The sequence below is a fragment of the Mycoplana sp. 10N416 genome (assembly GCF_056394765.1).
In genome coordinates this window covers 239624-255510 of record NZ_JBFTIM010000007.1, presented here as the reverse complement: position 1 = coordinate 255510, position 15887 = coordinate 239624, and the positions used below count along the sequence as shown (strand labels likewise).

The window sequence follows — 15887 nt, the reverse complement described above, 5'->3', positions numbered from 1 at the left end:
AAACCGTTTTATTTTGCGTGCGTGCCTGCGATGGACGGGGCGCCGCGATTGGAAGGACAGGATAAAATGGTCGAAAAGGTTCCGATGACGCAGGGCGGGTTCGTCAAGCTGCAGGAAGAACTGCGCTGGCGCCAGCAGGAGGAGCGCCCGAGAATCATCGAGGCAATTTCCGAAGCGCGCGCCCATGGCGACCTATCCGAAAACGCCGAGTACCATGCCGCCAAGGAAGCGCAGAGCCACAACGAGGGCCGCGTCACGGAACTCGAGGATCTCGTCGCCCGCGCCGAGGTGATCGACCTGTCGAAGATGTCCGGCGACAAGGTCAAGTTCGGAGCCAAGGTGAAGCTCGTCGACGAGGACACCGAGGAAGAGAAGACCTACCAGATCGTCGGCGACCAGGAGGCCGACGTGAAGGCCGGCCGCATCTCGATCTCCTCGCCGATCGCGCGCGCGTTGATCGGCAAGGAAGTCGGCGATTCGATCGAGGTGAACGCACCGGGCGGCTCGAAGGCCTACGAAATCCTCGCCGTCACCTGGGGCTGATCCCCTTCTGATGACGGTCTCCCCGGATAAGGACGCCGCACGCGTCGACATCGCCGATGTCGACGTCGTCGCCCCAAACTTCAAGCGGCGCCTGTCCGGCGTCACCTCGACGATCATCCAGCTGGTGCCGATGCAGCAGGCCCTCGGCCAGCGCGTCGCGACGCTTGGCCCGGGTCTGCCCGCCGACCTGCCGCATATCCGCTTTTCCGACCTCTTCTCGCTGTGGCGTCCGCCGGCCGGCCGCAGCAATCGCGTCTGGCACGCCCGTCGCAACACCGAGATGCTGCCGGGGATCATCTTGCGCGACGTGCTCCGCATGCCGCTGAAGCTGCTCTTCACCTCGGCGGCCCAGCGCCGCCACAGCCGCTACACGAAGTTCCTCATCCGCCGCATGGACGCGGTGATCGCGACCAGCGCGCGCTCCGGCTCGTTCCTCGAGGTGCCGCACACGGTCATTCAACACGGGGTCGATCTCGAGCGCTTCCACCCGCCCACCGGTTCGGACGACACGATCGCGGCCACGGGCCTGCCCGGAAAATACCTCGTCGGCTGCTTCGGCCGGGTGCGCCACCAGAAGGGCACCGACCTCTTCGTCCGGGCAATGATCGAACTTCTGCCACGCTTTCCGGACTGGACGGCCGTGATTTCTGGTCGCATCACACCCGAACACAAAGCCTTCGGCGATGGATTGAAAGCCGAGATCGCCGCCGCGGGCCTCGCCGACCGCATCGTCTTCCTCGGCGAAGTGGACGACATCAAGCCGTGGTACCGGCGCCTGACGCTCTATGTCGCCCCCTCCCGCAACGAAGGCTTCGGGCTGACACCGCTGGAGGCGATGGCCTCGCAGACGGCGGTCGTCACCTCCGATGCCGGCGCCTATGGCGAGATGACCATCGAAGGACAAACCGGCTCGATCGTGCCGGGCGGCGACGGCGAGGCGCTGACGGCGGCGATCGAACGCTACATGGGCGATCCGGACGCAACAATCCACGCCGGCCGCAAGGCACTGGCGCATGTGCGGGCCTACTTTGCGCTTGAGAGGGAAGCAGTGGCAATCGGGGACGTGTATGCACGGCTGCAGTGCGAGCCATAGCCGCGCTGAAGAGCATCATCGTCTCCAAAAATCGAGGGATTGACGCTTCGCAGTCGGCACTATTGTTGCTAGGCACTACCGCACAATCGGGAAAGAACGACGAGAATGAACAAGGGCATCATCTATATCGCGTTCGGAGAACGTTATGTTTCCGAGGCCACTCATTCTGCCAAATCGGTAAAAACGCATAACCCTGGATTGTCTACCTGCATATTCACCGACACGGCGGTGGAATCACCCCATTTCGACAAGGTCGTCGTGATAAACCCTTCGCATCGACGGGCGAAAGTGGATTTCATATATCAGTCGCCCTATGAATATACTCTCTATCTCGATAGCGATACCGAGGTTCTCAGTGACATCGGAGACATATTCGAGGTTCTGGAAAAATTCGATCTGGCTGCGACGCATGACGACAAGCGTAAAGGTAGCAAGACCAGCGCCTCGATAGCGGCCTACAATGCCATTCCAGGCACATTTCCAGAGATCAACGGTGGCGTCGTTGCGTTTCGCAAGAATGCCAATACCGCGCAGTTCTTCAAATCCTGGCATGACCATTTCTACGCATACGAGAAGGAAACGCGCGGACTAGACCAGCCCTCGCTTCGCATCACGCTTTGGAACTCAGACTTGAGGTTCCACATATTGCCGCCCGAATTCAACGTCCGGAGCAGAAAACTGCGTCATAAACTGAACGAGGCGGATCGCGACCTACTCTCACCGCGTATCTTCCACTGGCACGGACTGGAACGTCCCCGCCTTTTCTCTGCGTGGCGTAAGCGTAGAAAGGCCATGAAAATCTGAACTCCGCTGTCGCTTGGAACGCAATATGCGGTAGGCACAAGCCTGGAAATTAATAGGGTTGGATAAATGCCGGGGACCGCAAACTACCCGCACAAGGACCTCAAGGCGCCCGCACGGGGAATCGCGCGACGACTGCGAACATGGTTGCGGGATATCAAAGCAAAACGATCCGCGCCGCCCATCGATCCGAAGCTGAGCTTTGTCTCGGGAATGGGAACGTCCCTTCTCGACCGCGAGATCGCCGTGGTCGTGGCAGTAAGAGACGAACGAAAATACCTTCCTTCGTTTCTGAAGCACTACCGTCAGCTTGGCGCCACACGGTTCATCGTCGTGGATGACAGGTCATCTGATGGCACAGCGGAATACCTGCGAAGCCAAGCGGATGTGGACCTGTGGGTCTCCGCGTTGCGTTTCAAGGAGGCGGAGGGTGGGTTACTCTGGCGGGAGGCCCTCATGAACCGATACGGCCTCGACCGCTGGTACCTGAACATCGATATCGACGAATACCTGACCTACGATCATGCCGGTCCCAAGAAGCTGGCGGATCTGGCGCACTTCCTTCGCTCACGCGGTTATACCCGCCTCCCCGCGCCCATGATCGACTTCTATCCAGGTTCCACGTCCAACGACGCGCTGACCGACGACGTCACGCCCTGGCACGTCGCCAGCGAATTTGACGGAAGCGGTTATGTCATCAAACAAAGCAGTTGGGGCTGGTCAGTGAAGGGGGGGCCGAGGGCGCGCAAACTCGGCCTCTCCAATCAATTGGTAAAGTACCCGCTGATATACTGGGACGAGGCTTGCTCCCTGTCTCAGAGCATCCACACGCCCCAACCATTTGCGCGAAACTTTGCACCCATTACTGGCGTCCTGCTGCACTTCAAATTCTTCGCCGACATCGGCGAGAAGGTGGCGTCCGCGATCTCGGACGGGCAGCATTTTAACGATGCCTCCGAGTATCGTGTTCTCAAAGAAGCACTGCGCGCCCACCAGCGCCTCGATTTCCACGACGACGCCGTGTCGCTGGCCTATCGCGGCCCCGACCAACTCGTCGAGTTGGGTTTCATGCCCAAGCTCTGGGACTGATGAGTCGGCAGCCGCCGATGCCGGCTGCCAGACCCGAGTACTCCATTACCCGATACAATCGATCTTGTGCTTGTCCAGGAACGCGATCATGGCGTTGTCTTCGACGGTATCGGCTTCGATGTTTTTCATGGCCGACAGGACCCGATCCTCGTATCGCTTTCTCGAGGCTGGCGACGCGGGACCGCGAGAGAGCTTCTCGCGCAACTCCTCCTCGGATTTACTGTAGTAGTGATTAAGCTGGATGCATTCGGAAGAATAGAACGCCTTATGCTTGCGTCCCTTCCTGGAGAAGAAGGATCCTACGTCGTTGGCGGAGTTTTCCCCGTGCTTGGCGGTCGAGAAGTGGTGGATGCTGACCTCCGAGACCTCACAAGGATCGACGATACACTTGAAGTTGCTCGCATTTTTTCTGGAGCTCAAAGGATCCGCCGACCTGCGGGTGAAGTTTCGCAAGATCGAACCCTTCGGCGGCGACTTGTGACCGCTTGTCCCGAACATGTGCCAGGGAAGCGAGATGTTCGGAGCCCCCTTGGCGCCGGCCAGGGCCTCTTCGATAGTGCGGCCCTTTTTTGGAAGAAGAAATTCGTCGACGTCGATAAACGCCATCCACTTATAGCGACTGCCGAAATTGAGGATGGCATGGGCGAACGCCACCGCCTGCCAGTTCAAAAGGTGCCCCAGCGAAACGTCGACCATCCCGCCGGCCCAGGGGATGATGGTAAAAGCAGACTTGTCCAACACCTCTTCGACAATCCTCATTCCGTCGTCGGTAGATCCATTGTCATAGATATAGAAGTGGACAACCCCGACGGCCTGATGGAATTTCAGCCAGTCGGCAATATAGCGCCCTTCGTTCTTGACGCACGTCACGACGGCAATGCCGGCCCGATCCGGCGCGGGTCTCGGGGGGGTGATCGCAAGCTGCTTGGTGTAGGGGATTTTCTTACGGAACAGGCGCATTGTTACTCCTTGCAGGCGAACACGGGTCAACCCGTCCGGCCGCCGGACGGGGCGGCGATCGCATAGCGTTCGTCATAGCGGATACCGCATTTCGATAGCGCGGAAACTGGCGAAAAATTGACGAGCTCGATGCCCAGTTCCTCGGCGATCGTGCGTGCAAGTGCGAACGACGCCAGGATCCGCGCCTCGGCACGGGCGATGCCGGAGAAGGCGCTTTGGCCCGGCGCCTCGTAGAAGCGCGGACTGTCCGCATTTGAAATGTCGATGCCAAAGAAGCCGATACGCCCCGGCCGGCAATGAAAAGCAAATTGCGTGGCGCTTACCGCAACCGATCCAGCCTTGAAAACACCGCGGTCGGGATCGACCGAGAACCCGGCTGAACCGTCCTGCGTCGTGCGAACATAGCCGAGGGAGTTAACCTCCGAGACGGACCGCAGCCTCCCCCTGTAGGGAGCGCGGACATCATCGATCAGAACCACCGTCCGTTCACGCAGCCACGCGGGATCCTGTTCGCAGACGGCTCGAATGACGGCAACAGACAGCAGGCAGATTGTGCCCGGCCTAACGTAACGCCGCATGACATCAAAGTGACGCCATACGAACCGTTCGTCCTCGATGGCCACGGCGAGGGGGTCCGCGACTGCGTTTCCGATCAGGTGGATGGCCCCGTTCAGCAAGATGGCACTGGAAGGCGCAATCCTGCTCAGGTCATTGCCGCTGATCGACGGCCCCGAGCCGACGACATAGATCGCATCGCCCGAACGCTGAAGCAGCACGTCGGCCGACAGCAATGGCGCAACCTGCCTTCCCCTGTAGGCGATCTGCCCGGAGGTTGTCCCGGACGGCAACGCAAGCTGCAGGCCCGGAAACCAGTCCTGCACATGAGCGCGCGAGGGCCCCAGAAGGATCCGGAACCCGAGCTTGATCAGCGACCGGGAAAACGGTCGGTTCGAGCGCGCCACCCCCTCACACCTCCACCAGCCCGAGCTTCTTGACCTGGCGGATCGTCAGCATCGTGCGGACCGTGTCGACGTGTTCGTTGGCCGTCAGCACCTCGATGACGAAGTCCTGGAAGCGGGTGAGGTTCTCGGCGACGCAGTGGAGGAGGAAATCGCTGTCGCCGGACACCATCCAGGCCTGGCGGACGAGCGGCCATTCGGCGGTGGCGCCGGCGAAAGCCTTGAGGTTGGCCTCGGACTGATGCTTCAGGCCGACCATGCAGAAGGCGACGAGGTCGAAGCCGAGCGCCGGTGCATTCAGCATCGCGTGGTATCCCTCGATGACGCCGGCCTCTTCCAGCTTGCGCACGCGGCGCAGGCATGGCGGCGCGGAGATGCCGGCCTTGGCGGCGAGGTCCACATTGGTCATGCGGCCGTCGGCCTGCAGTTCCTTCAGGATCTTGATGTCGATGGCGTCGAGTTCGGCGCGAAACACGTTGTTGCTTCCTTGATTGATTGAGGGCGCATTACCAGAAACGTCCGGGGAGCGTAAGATAATTGCATCGACATGAACAAAAATGTCGCGTCCGGTGCCAAGCCTGTTGGCAAGTGCGGTCTTGCCCTTGAATATAAGGAGGCTGCACTCATAAATGAGCGTCACAATCGTCACAGTCCGCGCCGGCCCGCCTGCCGGTAGCCCGCGCTATGCCAAGGAGAGCAGCATGTCTGCCCGTCACGTCAAGGTTCTGATCATCGGCTCCGGTCCCGCCGGCTACACCGCCGCCATCTACACGGCGCGCGCGATGCTGGAACCCGTGCTGATCGCCGGCATGGAACAGGGCGGCCAGTTGATGATCACGACCGACGTCGAGAACTATCCCGGCTATGCCGATCCGGTGCAGGGCCCCTGGATGATGGAGCAGATGCTCAAGCAGGCCCAGCACGTCGGCGCCGAGATCGTCAACGACCTCGTCACCAAGGTCGAACTCGACGTGCGTCCGTTCCGCATCTCGACCGACAGCGGGACTGAATGGACTGCCGACACGCTGATCATTGCCACCGGCGCCAAGGCCAAGTGGCTCGGCATTGAGACCGAACACAAGTTCCAAGGTTTTGGCGTTTCCGCCTGCGCCACCTGCGACGGCTTCTTCTACCGCAACAAGGACGTGATCGTCGTCGGCGGCGGCAACTCGGCCGTTGAAGAGGCCCTTTATCTCTCCAACCTCGCCAGGACCGTGACGGTCGTGCACCGTCGTGACTCGTTCCGTTCCGAAAAGATCCTGCAGGAGCGCCTGTTCGCCAAGCCGAACGTCAAGGTCATCTGGGATCACGAGGTGATCGAATATCTCGGCGCCGAGGCGAAGCCGCCGATGCCGGCTTCGGTCAACGGCGTCCGGCTCAGGAACACCAAGACCGGCGCGACCTCCGACATGGCGACCGACGGCGTCTTCGTAGCGATCGGCCATGCGCCGGCCGTCGAACTTTTCGTCGGAAAGCTGAAGCAGAAGCCGAACGGCTACCTGTGGACGGCGCCGGATTCGACGGCGACGGACGTGCCGGGCGTGTTTGCCGCCGGCGACGTGACGGACGACATCTATCGCCAGGCAGTGACCGCAGCCGGCATGGGCTGCATGGCCGCACTTGAAGCGGAAAAGTACCTGGCAGGTCATATGCCTGTCGCAATTGCGGCCGAGTAGAAGCCGCCAATACAACGCGAGGCGGGCTTCCGGCCCGCAATCGCGGGAGTGGGAACAGTAGTTCATCAGCAACCGGGCGGGAAACCATGAGTTCCCCGCCCTACAGACATGTGGGGGAAAGACAGAATGGCGCTCGACTGGGACAAGCTGCGGATATTCCATGCCGCAGCCGAGGCCGGCTCATTCACGCATGCAGCCGACAAGCTGCATCTTTCACAGTCCGCCATCAGCCGCCAGGTCAGCGCGCTGGAGCAGGACGTCGGCATCAAGCTCTTCCATCGCCACGCCCGCGGCCTGATCCTGACCGAGCAGGGCGAGATCCTCTATCGCACGGCGCATGAAGTGCTGATGAAGCTCGAAAGCGTGCGTGTGCAACTGACCGAGACGACCGAGAAGCCGAGCGGCAAGCTCCGGATCACCACCACCGTCGGCCTCGGCCAGGGCTGGCTGACCGACAAGGTGCAAGAGTTCCTCGCGCTCTATCCGGACATGCAGGTCCAGCTCCTGCTTGATAACGAGGAGCTGGATGTCAACATGCGCCACGCCGATTGCGCAATCCGCCTGCGCGAGCCGCAGCAGTCGGACCTGATCCAGCGCAAACTCTTCACCGTGCATATGCACGTCTATGCCGCGCCCTCCTACATCAACCGCTACGGCGAGCCGCAGTCGATCGATGATCTCGACCATCACAAGATCATCACTTTCGGCGAGCCGGCGCCGAACTACCTGCTCGATGTGAACTGGCTGCAGATTGCCGGGCGCGATTCCGACAATCCCCGCCCCTCCGTGCTGCAGATCAACAGCCTGACCTCGATCAAGCGTGCCTGCCTGCTCGGTATCGGCATCGCCATGCTGCCCGACTACATCGTCGGCCGCGATCCGGGACTGCTGCAGCTTGTCACGAATGCCGACGTTCCATCTTTCGATACCTATTTCTGCTATCCGAGCGAAATGAAGAACGCGGCGAAGCTGAAGGTTTTCCGCGATTTCATCGTCGCGAAGGCGCGCAACTGGAACTTCTAGATCCGCATTGCGCGCGGCTCCGCCGAAAGGCCTGCGTCCCATGCATGGCTGGCATGCACATTAAATGATTGATGTCTGCTCAGAAAACCAGCATATCGCACCCAGCTGATGCACTTTTGGTGGCTTTTCCTCCCAGTGCCACCGCAGCAGCTGTTCCCCTCTGGAGGTTTTTACCTTCATAACTATAAAGGGCCCAAGTTTATCTTGCGGCCCTCTTTTTTTGCCTTGTGAATACTTTTCACCCACTTTTCTCACTACTTTTCGCGATGCGGCATTTCGTTCCCTTGAAATGTCAGTCCGCCCGCCCCATATCGCTCTCAGTCGACGCGCTTGGCGGTTTTCTCCTCCCAGTACCGCCGCGTCGGCTGTTCCCCTCTGGAGGTTTTTACCTTCACACCTATAGGGCCCAAGCTTCGCTTGTGGCCCTCTTTTTTTGCCCGCTTGCGGACCGATGACGGCGTTCGGATTTTGCGGCCCGGATTTGCTTTTACGCAAAGAACGGAGGAGCCGGGGGGTGCAGCATACCTTCATAAGGAGGAGCACCCAATGTCGGACCACTCACTGCTGCACAACGTTATGGAAATAATGACAACCCGCTGGAAGGACTATCGCGAAGGCGCGCGAATGCATCGCAAGCTTGCTCAGCTTGGACCGGGTGAAATGCATACTTTCGCCGCCGACTGTGGGCTGACACCCGATCAGTTGCGCGATGTGGTCAGACGCGGACCCCGCGCCGCCGTTGAGCTGGGAAGTGTGATGATGGCTCTCGGCATCGACACCGAAGCAGTCCGACACCAGGACAGTACCGCTTTCAACGACATGACGCGCGTCTGCGCGGTGTGCTCCCACAAGTCGACCTGCCGGCAAAGCATCCGCAAGGGAACGATCGCAATCGACCATGTCGCCTTCTGCAACAATTCTGACGTTCTGGCGGAATTTCAGGGGGAGTCCAGCGTGGTTCGAACGCGATCGGGCGCGACAGCGGGCGTAACGCACTGATGTCCAATTCCCGCCGCAGTGCCGGCGGGTAGCACGGCAACTCCGGCATGGTCGAACAAGCGCCCCTGAGGCCCTTGCTCCACCATGCCTTTTTTCGTTGCTCTAAGGCGTTCACGCGCTTGTGACTTCCTATATCGTAAATAGTCGATATAAATATCGCTGTATCGCGATGCGACGAAGCGAGACAACGATGGACGCCGACGAAATTCTCAAAGCCCTGGCCCACCCGGCACGCACGCAGATTCTCAACTGGCTCCGCGAGCCGGAGCTGCATTTCAGCAGCCAGGAGCAACCCCTCGACATGGGCATCTGCGCCGGCCAGTTCGAACGCTGCGGGCTGTCGCAGTCGACCGTTTCGGCCCACCTCGCCGTCCTGCAGCGAGCCAACCTCGTCACCACCCGGCGCGTCGGCCAGTGGATCTTCTACAGTCGAAACGAGGAAACCATCGGCGCGTTCCTCAAGCATATCAACGCCACCCTCTGAACGCCCCTCCAGGCGTTCCATCCCTCCCAAGCATAAAAGGACTACCCATGACCAGTCTCCACGACCCCATTGCAGTCGGTGACATCCAACTTGCCAACCGCATCGTCATGGCACCGCTGACACGGAACCGTTCGCCCGAGGCGGTGCCCAATACGCTGAACGTCGCCTATTATGAGCAACGGGCCAGTGCCGGGCTCCTGATCACCGAAGGCACGGCGATCACACATCAGGGCCAGGGCTACGCAGACGTGCCGGGCCTGTACACGGCTGAGGCACTCGCCGGCTGGAAGAACGTGACGGACGCCGTCCATCGCGCCGGCGGCAAGATCGTCGTGCAGATGTGGCATGTCGGCCGTATCTCCCACACCAGCCTGCAGCCAAATGGCGGCCAGCCAGTCGGCCCGTCGGCCATCACGGCGAAATCCAAGACCTACATCCGCAATGAGGACTGCACCGGCGGCTTTGCGCCGACCTCCGAGCCCCGTGCACTCGAAGTTTCCGAAGTCGCCGGGATCGTCGAGGACTACCGAAAGGCTGCGCGCGCTGCGATCGACGCCGGCTTCGACGGCGTGGAGATCCACGCCGCCAACGGCTACTTGCTCGACCAGTTCCTGCGGTCCGGCAGCAATCATCGCACCGATGCCTATGGCGGCTCGATCGAGAACCGCGCACGCTTCCTGTTCGAGGTCGTGAACGCGATCACCAGCGAGATCGGCGCCGGTCGCACGGCCATCCGCATCTCGCCCGTAACGCCGGCAAACGACTCCTTCGATCCGGATCCCCAGCCGCTCTTCAACCATGTCGTTGCAGGCCTGCCGAACGACCTCGCCTATATCCATGTGATCGAGGGGGCGACCGGAGGGGCGCGCGACCACCAGCAGGGAACCGCGCCATTCGACTATGCCGCGCTGAAGGCGACCTACCGCGACAAGGGCGGCAAGGCCGCCTGGATGGTCAACAACGGCTACGACCGGGAACTGGCGGTGAAAGCCGTCGAGAGCGGCGATGCCGATCTGGTTGCCTTCGGCAAGCTCTTCATCGCCAACCCGGACCTTGTCGAGCGCTTGCGTGAGAATACACCTCTCAACGCCCCCGACCAGGCGACGTTCTACGGCGGCGGCGCAAAGGGCTACACCGATTATCCGGCACTGGATAACGCCGCTTGAAGCGTACAAGGCGGACGCGGTGACTGCGTCCGCCCAACTCTGACACGAAGGCCGGAGACCGACTTGCACCATTCGGTCTTCCGCCCCCGGCCCAGTCGATGTTATCAAGTTGGATAACGTCTGAGCCTCGAGGGTCGAAGCGATGTCTGCGAATGAGCGGCGACGCAGAACTTCGTGCCGGAAAACCTTGCCGCTGCGGCCTGCGGTCTGGCTGGCGACATTGCTCGCGGTCGCTCCGCTTGCTCCGCGGACTGCGGCCGGCCAGTCCGAATGGCGCGCACCACCCCCGTGCCTCTATTCCACGCGGATGGCCAATGGCTCCCGGCTCTGCGTGCGCCAGGAAACCTTCAATCGCGATATTTGCACGGCCATTGAGGGCTTTGCATCGGCCAATGCGCTGCCACCGGAGTACTTCGCCCGGCTCATCTGGCGCGAGAGCCTGTTCCGCCCGAACGCCGTCAGTCCGAAGGGAGCGGAAGGGATCGCCCAGTTCATGCCGGGCACGGCCAGGATGCGTGGGCTGAAGGACAGTTTTCATGCGCTGGATGCGCTCGGCAAATCCGCGGAGTACCTGGCCGACCTGCGCGATCGCTTCGGCAATCTCGGCCTGGCGGCCGCCGCCTACAATGCCGGCGAAGGCGGGCTGGCGAATTTTCTCGTCAACGGCAGCCTCCCCTTCGAGACGCGTGCCTATGTGATCGCGATCACGGCTCATACGGCCGAACAGTGGAAGGACAGTCCGCCGGAAAAACTGGATCTGGCGCTCGACAGCGACAAGCCCTTCCTCGAGGCCTGCATCGCGCTCGCCGCGAGCCGGCAGATGAAGGAGATCATTTCAACGGACGACGGCACCTGGGCGCCATGGGGCGTGCAGCTTGCCTCGCACTTCAACAAGCCGGCCGCCTACCGTCTTTTCATGATGGCGGTCGAACGACTGCCCTCACCGCTGAACGCGGAAAAGCCGCTCATCCAGCGCGAGCGCATGCCCGGCTTCGGCATCCGGCCTCGTTACACCGCCCGCATCGGCCGGCAGACACGGGAAGAGGCCGACGATCTCTGCGGCCGGATCCGCAACGCCGGCGGCGCCTGCGTCGTCTTCCGCAATTGAAATCGGCTATTGTCTATCCGAACTCAGCCGGCAAGCGCCTATGCTCTGGGGGCATGACGGGCGAGGCAAAAGCGGCCGTAAGGATCCTCATCGTGTCGCACCGCTCGGGAGAAAGTGGGCTTGCCGACGGCTGCTTTGCGCCAGTAGCGGACATTCAGGCCATCGCACATCTTCGACTGGCTTGGGGCCGTTAGCGGCTCGGTGGCTTAGCTAGACGGGGCGGCCCAAGCGGACGTTCCGTCCAATACAGAGTAAGTTACTGACTTTTCGTCAGCGAGCTTTGCGCGCAAGGTGACGCCGCCCTGGTCCGTGGCAACCGCGAAAAGCGCATATAGCCCGAGGGAAAGTCCAGCCAGATGTTTCGAACGCATGTCGCCCCCCTCCATCCGGATAAAACAGGATGACGGACGCCCCGAAGGGCGTCTGCTGCGACGTCGTTTTTCGCCTGCACGTCAGTCGTGACCTACCTTCATATTCCGGACCTGCTGCATCACTTGCTCCAGATTGTAGCTTGCAGGGTCCTGAAGCGGCGGGAAGTCGATGTAGGTCTCGAGATGCTTCAGCCACAACTGCTGGCCGATGGGCAGGACGTTCCAGTCATACTGATAGGCGGTGGACGGAGAGGCGATGGCGCCGCCGACACCCATGAGTGTTTTGATCTGTTGACCGACCGAGGTTTCGAACGGATCACGTTTGATGTTGACGACCTGCGTCCAGGCGTACGGCATCACCCCGACAATGAAGCCAGCCGGATCGTCGGAGACCATGGCGAAATACATCTTCCAGTTCTTGTAGCGTACCGCGGACGGCTCCTTGCCGGAATAGTACAAGAAAGAGTCGCGCGCGGATGGAGACTTCCCTTCCAGGAAGTCGCGCTGATCGATCCCGTCGAGCGTGGTCTTGACGATCCCGGGATACTTGCCCGCCTCGATCTGTTTCTTCAGCCCGTCGCCCTTGGGGCCGCCGGCGATGTCGACGAAGGTGGGCAGCCAGTCAAGCGAGGCGAAGATGTCGTTCTTGACCGTTCCGGGTTGGATATGGCCGGGCCATCGCACGACCAGCGGTGCCCGCATGCCGCCTTCCCAGGTGCTCAGCTTGCCACCCTTGAATGGGGTCGTGCCGCCATCTGGAAAAGTGATCGTCTCGGCGCCGTTGTCGGTGGTGAAGACGACAATGGTGTTGTCGAGTTCGCCCATCTCCTCGAGCTTCTTCAGGACGTAGCCGATATTGTCGTCCATCTGCTTCATGCCGGCTTCGTTGACGCCCCAGTCCTTGCCGCCGGGTTCTCCGACCATCGCCAGATACTTGTCCGGCAAGACCGTCGTGATGTGCATGCGGGCCGGATTGTACCAGACGAAGAACGGCTTGTTGGTCTTCTTCGGATCGTTGCGGTCGAGGAAGTCGATGACTTTGCCTGAAATCTCCTCGTCGATCGTCTTGGAGCGCTCGAGCGTCAGCGGCCCTTCGTCCTTGCATGTCTGATTGGCCGGCGACCCATCGGAGGATGTGCACGCGAGCACCGGACGCGGCGGCGTCAGGCACGTTGTTGTTTTGGGATCGACGGCCCCGGGATCCTGCGTAAGTCCTGGGATCGGCGTGTTTCTGCAGGGCGGCGCGATCCCCTGCTCGGTTGGGGTCTTGTTGATATCGGGGAAGCTCACCCCTTGCATGGCGTCGAGGTGATAGAGGTAGCCCCAAAATTCCTGGAACCCGTGTGCCGTCGGCAAGGATTCGGTGGTATCTCCGAGATGGTTCTTGCCGAACTCACCTGTCGAGTAGCCGAGATCATACAGGAACTTGGCGAGGTGAGGCGTGCCGGCCCGAAGGTAGGACGGGCTTCCGGGAATTTCCGGCAGGACCATGCCGACACGCACCGGCTGCATGCCGGTGATGAAGGCGGTGCGCCCGGCCGTGCAGCTCTGCTCGGCGTAGTATGTCAGGAATTTCGCACCCTCATTGCCGATGCGATCGATGTTGGGCGTTTCGCCCACCATCAGGCCCTGATGATAGATGCTGGGTTGCATCCAGCCGATGTCATCGCCCATGATGAACAGGATGTTGGGTCTGGTTTCCTGCGCTCGGACACTCGCCGTGCCAGCCAGAATACTCGTCGCGGCTAATGCTGCTGCAATGCATATCGCTCTTGTACGAGGCATTTCATGTTCCTCCTTCAGAGAAGCTTGCACAATGACGAATGACTACGTCCGAAGCGCAATGAAGCAATGACGCCGCGCTTCGTGGCACCGAAACAGCGCCAAGGCCCGTAGCTGCTGGTCGATATTTCGAGACGTGATGCCGATTGGTGCATTGAGACGCAAACTCTAGCACGGTCAAAACCATGGTGCGGAACTGGCTAGTTTCAAGATGTATTCCGCATTTTTGGAACCGCGCCGGGGTAGCGAATTTGCACACTTCCAATCGATGCCTGCGTCTTTTGGCGATGTATTTTTGCATGAGTAATGCGGATGGGTTACTCATGCGCAGCACCCAATCCGCAGCAGAGAACACGACCTACTCCCAGCCCACGGCGAGTCACCAGATGCCGTGATTGTCGGAATGCAAAATCCTTGAAGCGTGTAGTTTCGCATAGCAGCACATTTCGGATACCAGGAGTGGCCGCTTTTGGCGCTTTCCGATCACTCCCCAAGCAGACCGTCGGCTTCCAGGAGCAAGATCCGATACTCTGAATGACCGACTTGCGGGCGTGTTGCGGTCACTCGCGCCAAGGTCGCCAATCGCCAGCTTCGGGCCAAAAGCAGTCCCCCCGTTTCCCGTTGCCAATCGGTGCATCAGCATTATCTTGCGGAGGATAGATGCCAATCGCTGATCGCAGGCACGGAAACTGATCGTGACGAAACTGCGCCGCACCAACCAGGAAAAATATCTCTTGATCGCCCTGCTCGTGGCGATCGGCGCCTACGTAACGGAGCACCACATCCTGGCGGCTGGACGCGCCGTCACCCTGGTTGCGGCTTTCGCCTTCGTCGCGACGATCATCCTTGCCTCGACGCGCGTCGCCCACCACGCCGAAGTGCTGGCCGTCAAGGTCGGCGATCCCTATGGGACGATGATCCTGACCCTTTCGGCCGTCCTGGTCGAGGTGGTGGTGCTCGGGATCATGATGCAGGCCGCGATATCGCCGACGCTGGTGCGCGACACGATCTACGCGGCGGTGATGCTCGACATCAACGGCATCATCGGACTTGCCGCGCTAATGGGCGGCTTGCTCCATGGCGAGCAACCCTACAATGACGACTCCAGCCGCACCTACGGCGTGATGATCCTGACGGCCATGGGCATCTCGATGATCGTGCCGGAGTTCGTGCCGCGCGAAAGCTGGAAGCTTTACTCCGCCTTCACCATCGGCGCGATGGTGGCGCTCTATACGCTCTTCCTGCGTTTGCAGGTTGGCCGGCACAGCTATTTCTTCAGCTATGCCTATCCGCGCGCGGACCAGCGCGGGCCATTGGAGAAGCATCCCGAGGCTGACGAACCCGCCCTGCCCTCGATCCTCATCATCCTTGCCGGCGTCGTCGTCATCGGCGCGCTCGCCGAGTTGATGGCGGCGACGCTCAACACCGGCCTTGAAGGCAGCGGCGCACCGCCCGCGCTGATGGCAGTCATCGTCGCGGCAATCTCGGCGGCCCCCGAAATCCTCACCGCAATGCGCGCAGCGTTTGCCAACCGAATGCAGTCGGTCGTCAACATCGCCATGGGCGCCTCGCTCTCGACCGTTATCCTGACCGTGCCGGTAATGGAGGCCATCGCGCTCTACACCGGCCAGCCCTTCGTCATGGCGATGACGCCGGTGCAGAGCGTCATGACCGTCATTACCCTGGTCGTTGCCGCGATCAACCTCAACGACGGCATGACGAACGCGATCGAGGGCATGACCCACTTCATCCTGTTCGCCACCTTCGTGATGCTGACCGTGATCGGGCTTTAGGAAGGTATTCCAAAGCGTTGCTGAATTTTTCGGATTCACC

General features: G+C 60.9%; 15 protein-coding genes. 11 read left to right on the top strand and 4 right to left on the bottom strand.

Annotation, left to right across the window (positions count from 1 at the left end; genetic code table 11):
- Positions 1–66: 66 nt before the first annotated feature.
- From greA to AC1DDS_RS16435, 4 genes are all read left to right on the top strand, one after another.
- Positions 67–543: a transcription elongation factor GreA gene (greA, locus tag AC1DDS_RS16450; RefSeq protein WP_310419573.1), complete on the top strand. Its 477-nt coding sequence runs from the start codon at positions 67–69 to the stop codon at positions 541–543.
- 10 nt (positions 544–553) lie between these two features.
- Complete coding sequence (locus AC1DDS_RS16445) at positions 554–1636, top strand: glycosyltransferase family 4 protein (RefSeq protein ID WP_477479868.1); 1083 nt, start codon at positions 554–556, stop codon at positions 1634–1636.
- Between the two features lie 105 nt (positions 1637–1741).
- Positions 1742–2440, top strand: a complete 699-nt coding sequence (locus AC1DDS_RS16440; RefSeq protein ID WP_477479867.1) for a putative nucleotide-diphospho-sugar transferase — start codon at positions 1742–1744, stop codon at positions 2438–2440.
- A gap of 66 nt (positions 2441–2506) precedes the next feature.
- Positions 2507–3526: a glycosyltransferase family 2 protein gene (locus tag AC1DDS_RS16435; protein ID WP_477479866.1), complete on the top strand. Its 1020-nt coding sequence runs from the start codon at positions 2507–2509 to the stop codon at positions 3524–3526.
- A gap of 45 nt (positions 3527–3571) precedes the next feature.
- Here AC1DDS_RS16435 and AC1DDS_RS16430 read toward each other — a convergent pair whose 3' ends face one another.
- The 3 genes from AC1DDS_RS16430 to AC1DDS_RS16420 are packed head-to-tail and all read right to left on the bottom strand — an operon-like array spanning position 3572 to position 5920.
- A complete protein-coding gene (locus AC1DDS_RS16430) occupies positions 3572–4486 on the bottom strand; it encodes a glycosyltransferase family 92 protein (RefSeq protein WP_477479865.1) in 915 nt (304 codons plus the stop codon).
- 26 nt (positions 4487–4512) lie between these two features.
- Positions 4513–5448, bottom strand: a complete 936-nt coding sequence (locus AC1DDS_RS16425) for a glycosyl transferase (RefSeq protein ID WP_477479864.1) — start codon at positions 5446–5448, stop codon at positions 4513–4515.
- A 4-nt stretch (positions 5449–5452) separates the two neighbouring features.
- On the bottom strand, positions 5453–5920 hold the full coding sequence (locus AC1DDS_RS16420; RefSeq protein WP_310419553.1) for an Lrp/AsnC family transcriptional regulator: 468 nt from the start codon (positions 5918–5920) through the stop codon (positions 5453–5455).
- 226 nt (positions 5921–6146) lie between these two features.
- On the opposite strand from AC1DDS_RS16420, the gene trxB reads away from it, so the two are divergent.
- The 6 genes from trxB (at position 6147) to AC1DDS_RS16390 (ending at position 11901) form a co-directional block, all read left to right on the top strand.
- On the top strand, positions 6147–7121 hold the full coding sequence (gene trxB, locus AC1DDS_RS16415) for a thioredoxin-disulfide reductase (protein WP_477479924.1): 975 nt from the start codon (positions 6147–6149) through the stop codon (positions 7119–7121).
- A 126-nt stretch (positions 7122–7247) separates the two neighbouring features.
- Complete coding sequence (locus AC1DDS_RS16410) at positions 7248–8144, top strand: LysR family transcriptional regulator VtlR (protein ID WP_310419550.1); 897 nt, start codon at positions 7248–7250, stop codon at positions 8142–8144.
- Positions 8145–8768: 624 nt separating this feature from the next.
- The gene (locus tag AC1DDS_RS16405) at positions 8769–9143 is read left to right on the top strand and encodes a DUF6455 family protein (RefSeq protein WP_477479863.1); all 375 of its coding nucleotides are present in this window, start codon (positions 8769–8771) and stop codon (positions 9141–9143) included.
- Positions 9144–9333: 190 nt separating this feature from the next.
- The gene (locus AC1DDS_RS16400) at positions 9334–9627 is read left to right on the top strand and encodes an ArsR/SmtB family transcription factor (RefSeq protein ID WP_310419543.1); all 294 of its coding nucleotides are present in this window, start codon (positions 9334–9336) and stop codon (positions 9625–9627) included.
- Between the two features lie 47 nt (positions 9628–9674).
- On the top strand, positions 9675–10793 hold the full coding sequence (locus tag AC1DDS_RS16395) for an alkene reductase (RefSeq protein WP_477479862.1): 1119 nt from the start codon (positions 9675–9677) through the stop codon (positions 10791–10793).
- A 142-nt stretch (positions 10794–10935) separates the two neighbouring features.
- Positions 10936–11901, top strand: a complete 966-nt coding sequence (locus AC1DDS_RS16390) for a lytic transglycosylase domain-containing protein (protein ID WP_477479861.1) — start codon at positions 10936–10938, stop codon at positions 11899–11901.
- Positions 11902–12353: 452 nt separating this feature from the next.
- On the opposite strand, the gene AC1DDS_RS16385 is transcribed toward AC1DDS_RS16390, so the two are convergent.
- Positions 12354–14057, bottom strand: a complete 1704-nt coding sequence (locus AC1DDS_RS16385) for an arylsulfatase (RefSeq protein WP_477479860.1) — start codon at positions 14055–14057, stop codon at positions 12354–12356.
- Positions 14058–14791: 734 nt separating this feature from the next.
- Here AC1DDS_RS16385 and AC1DDS_RS16380 point away from each other — a divergent pair.
- Entirely contained in the window at positions 14792–15847 is a 1056-nt protein-coding gene (locus tag AC1DDS_RS16380) for a calcium:cation antiporter (protein WP_477479923.1), read from the top strand.
- The last annotated feature ends 40 nt before the right edge of the window (positions 15848–15887 follow it).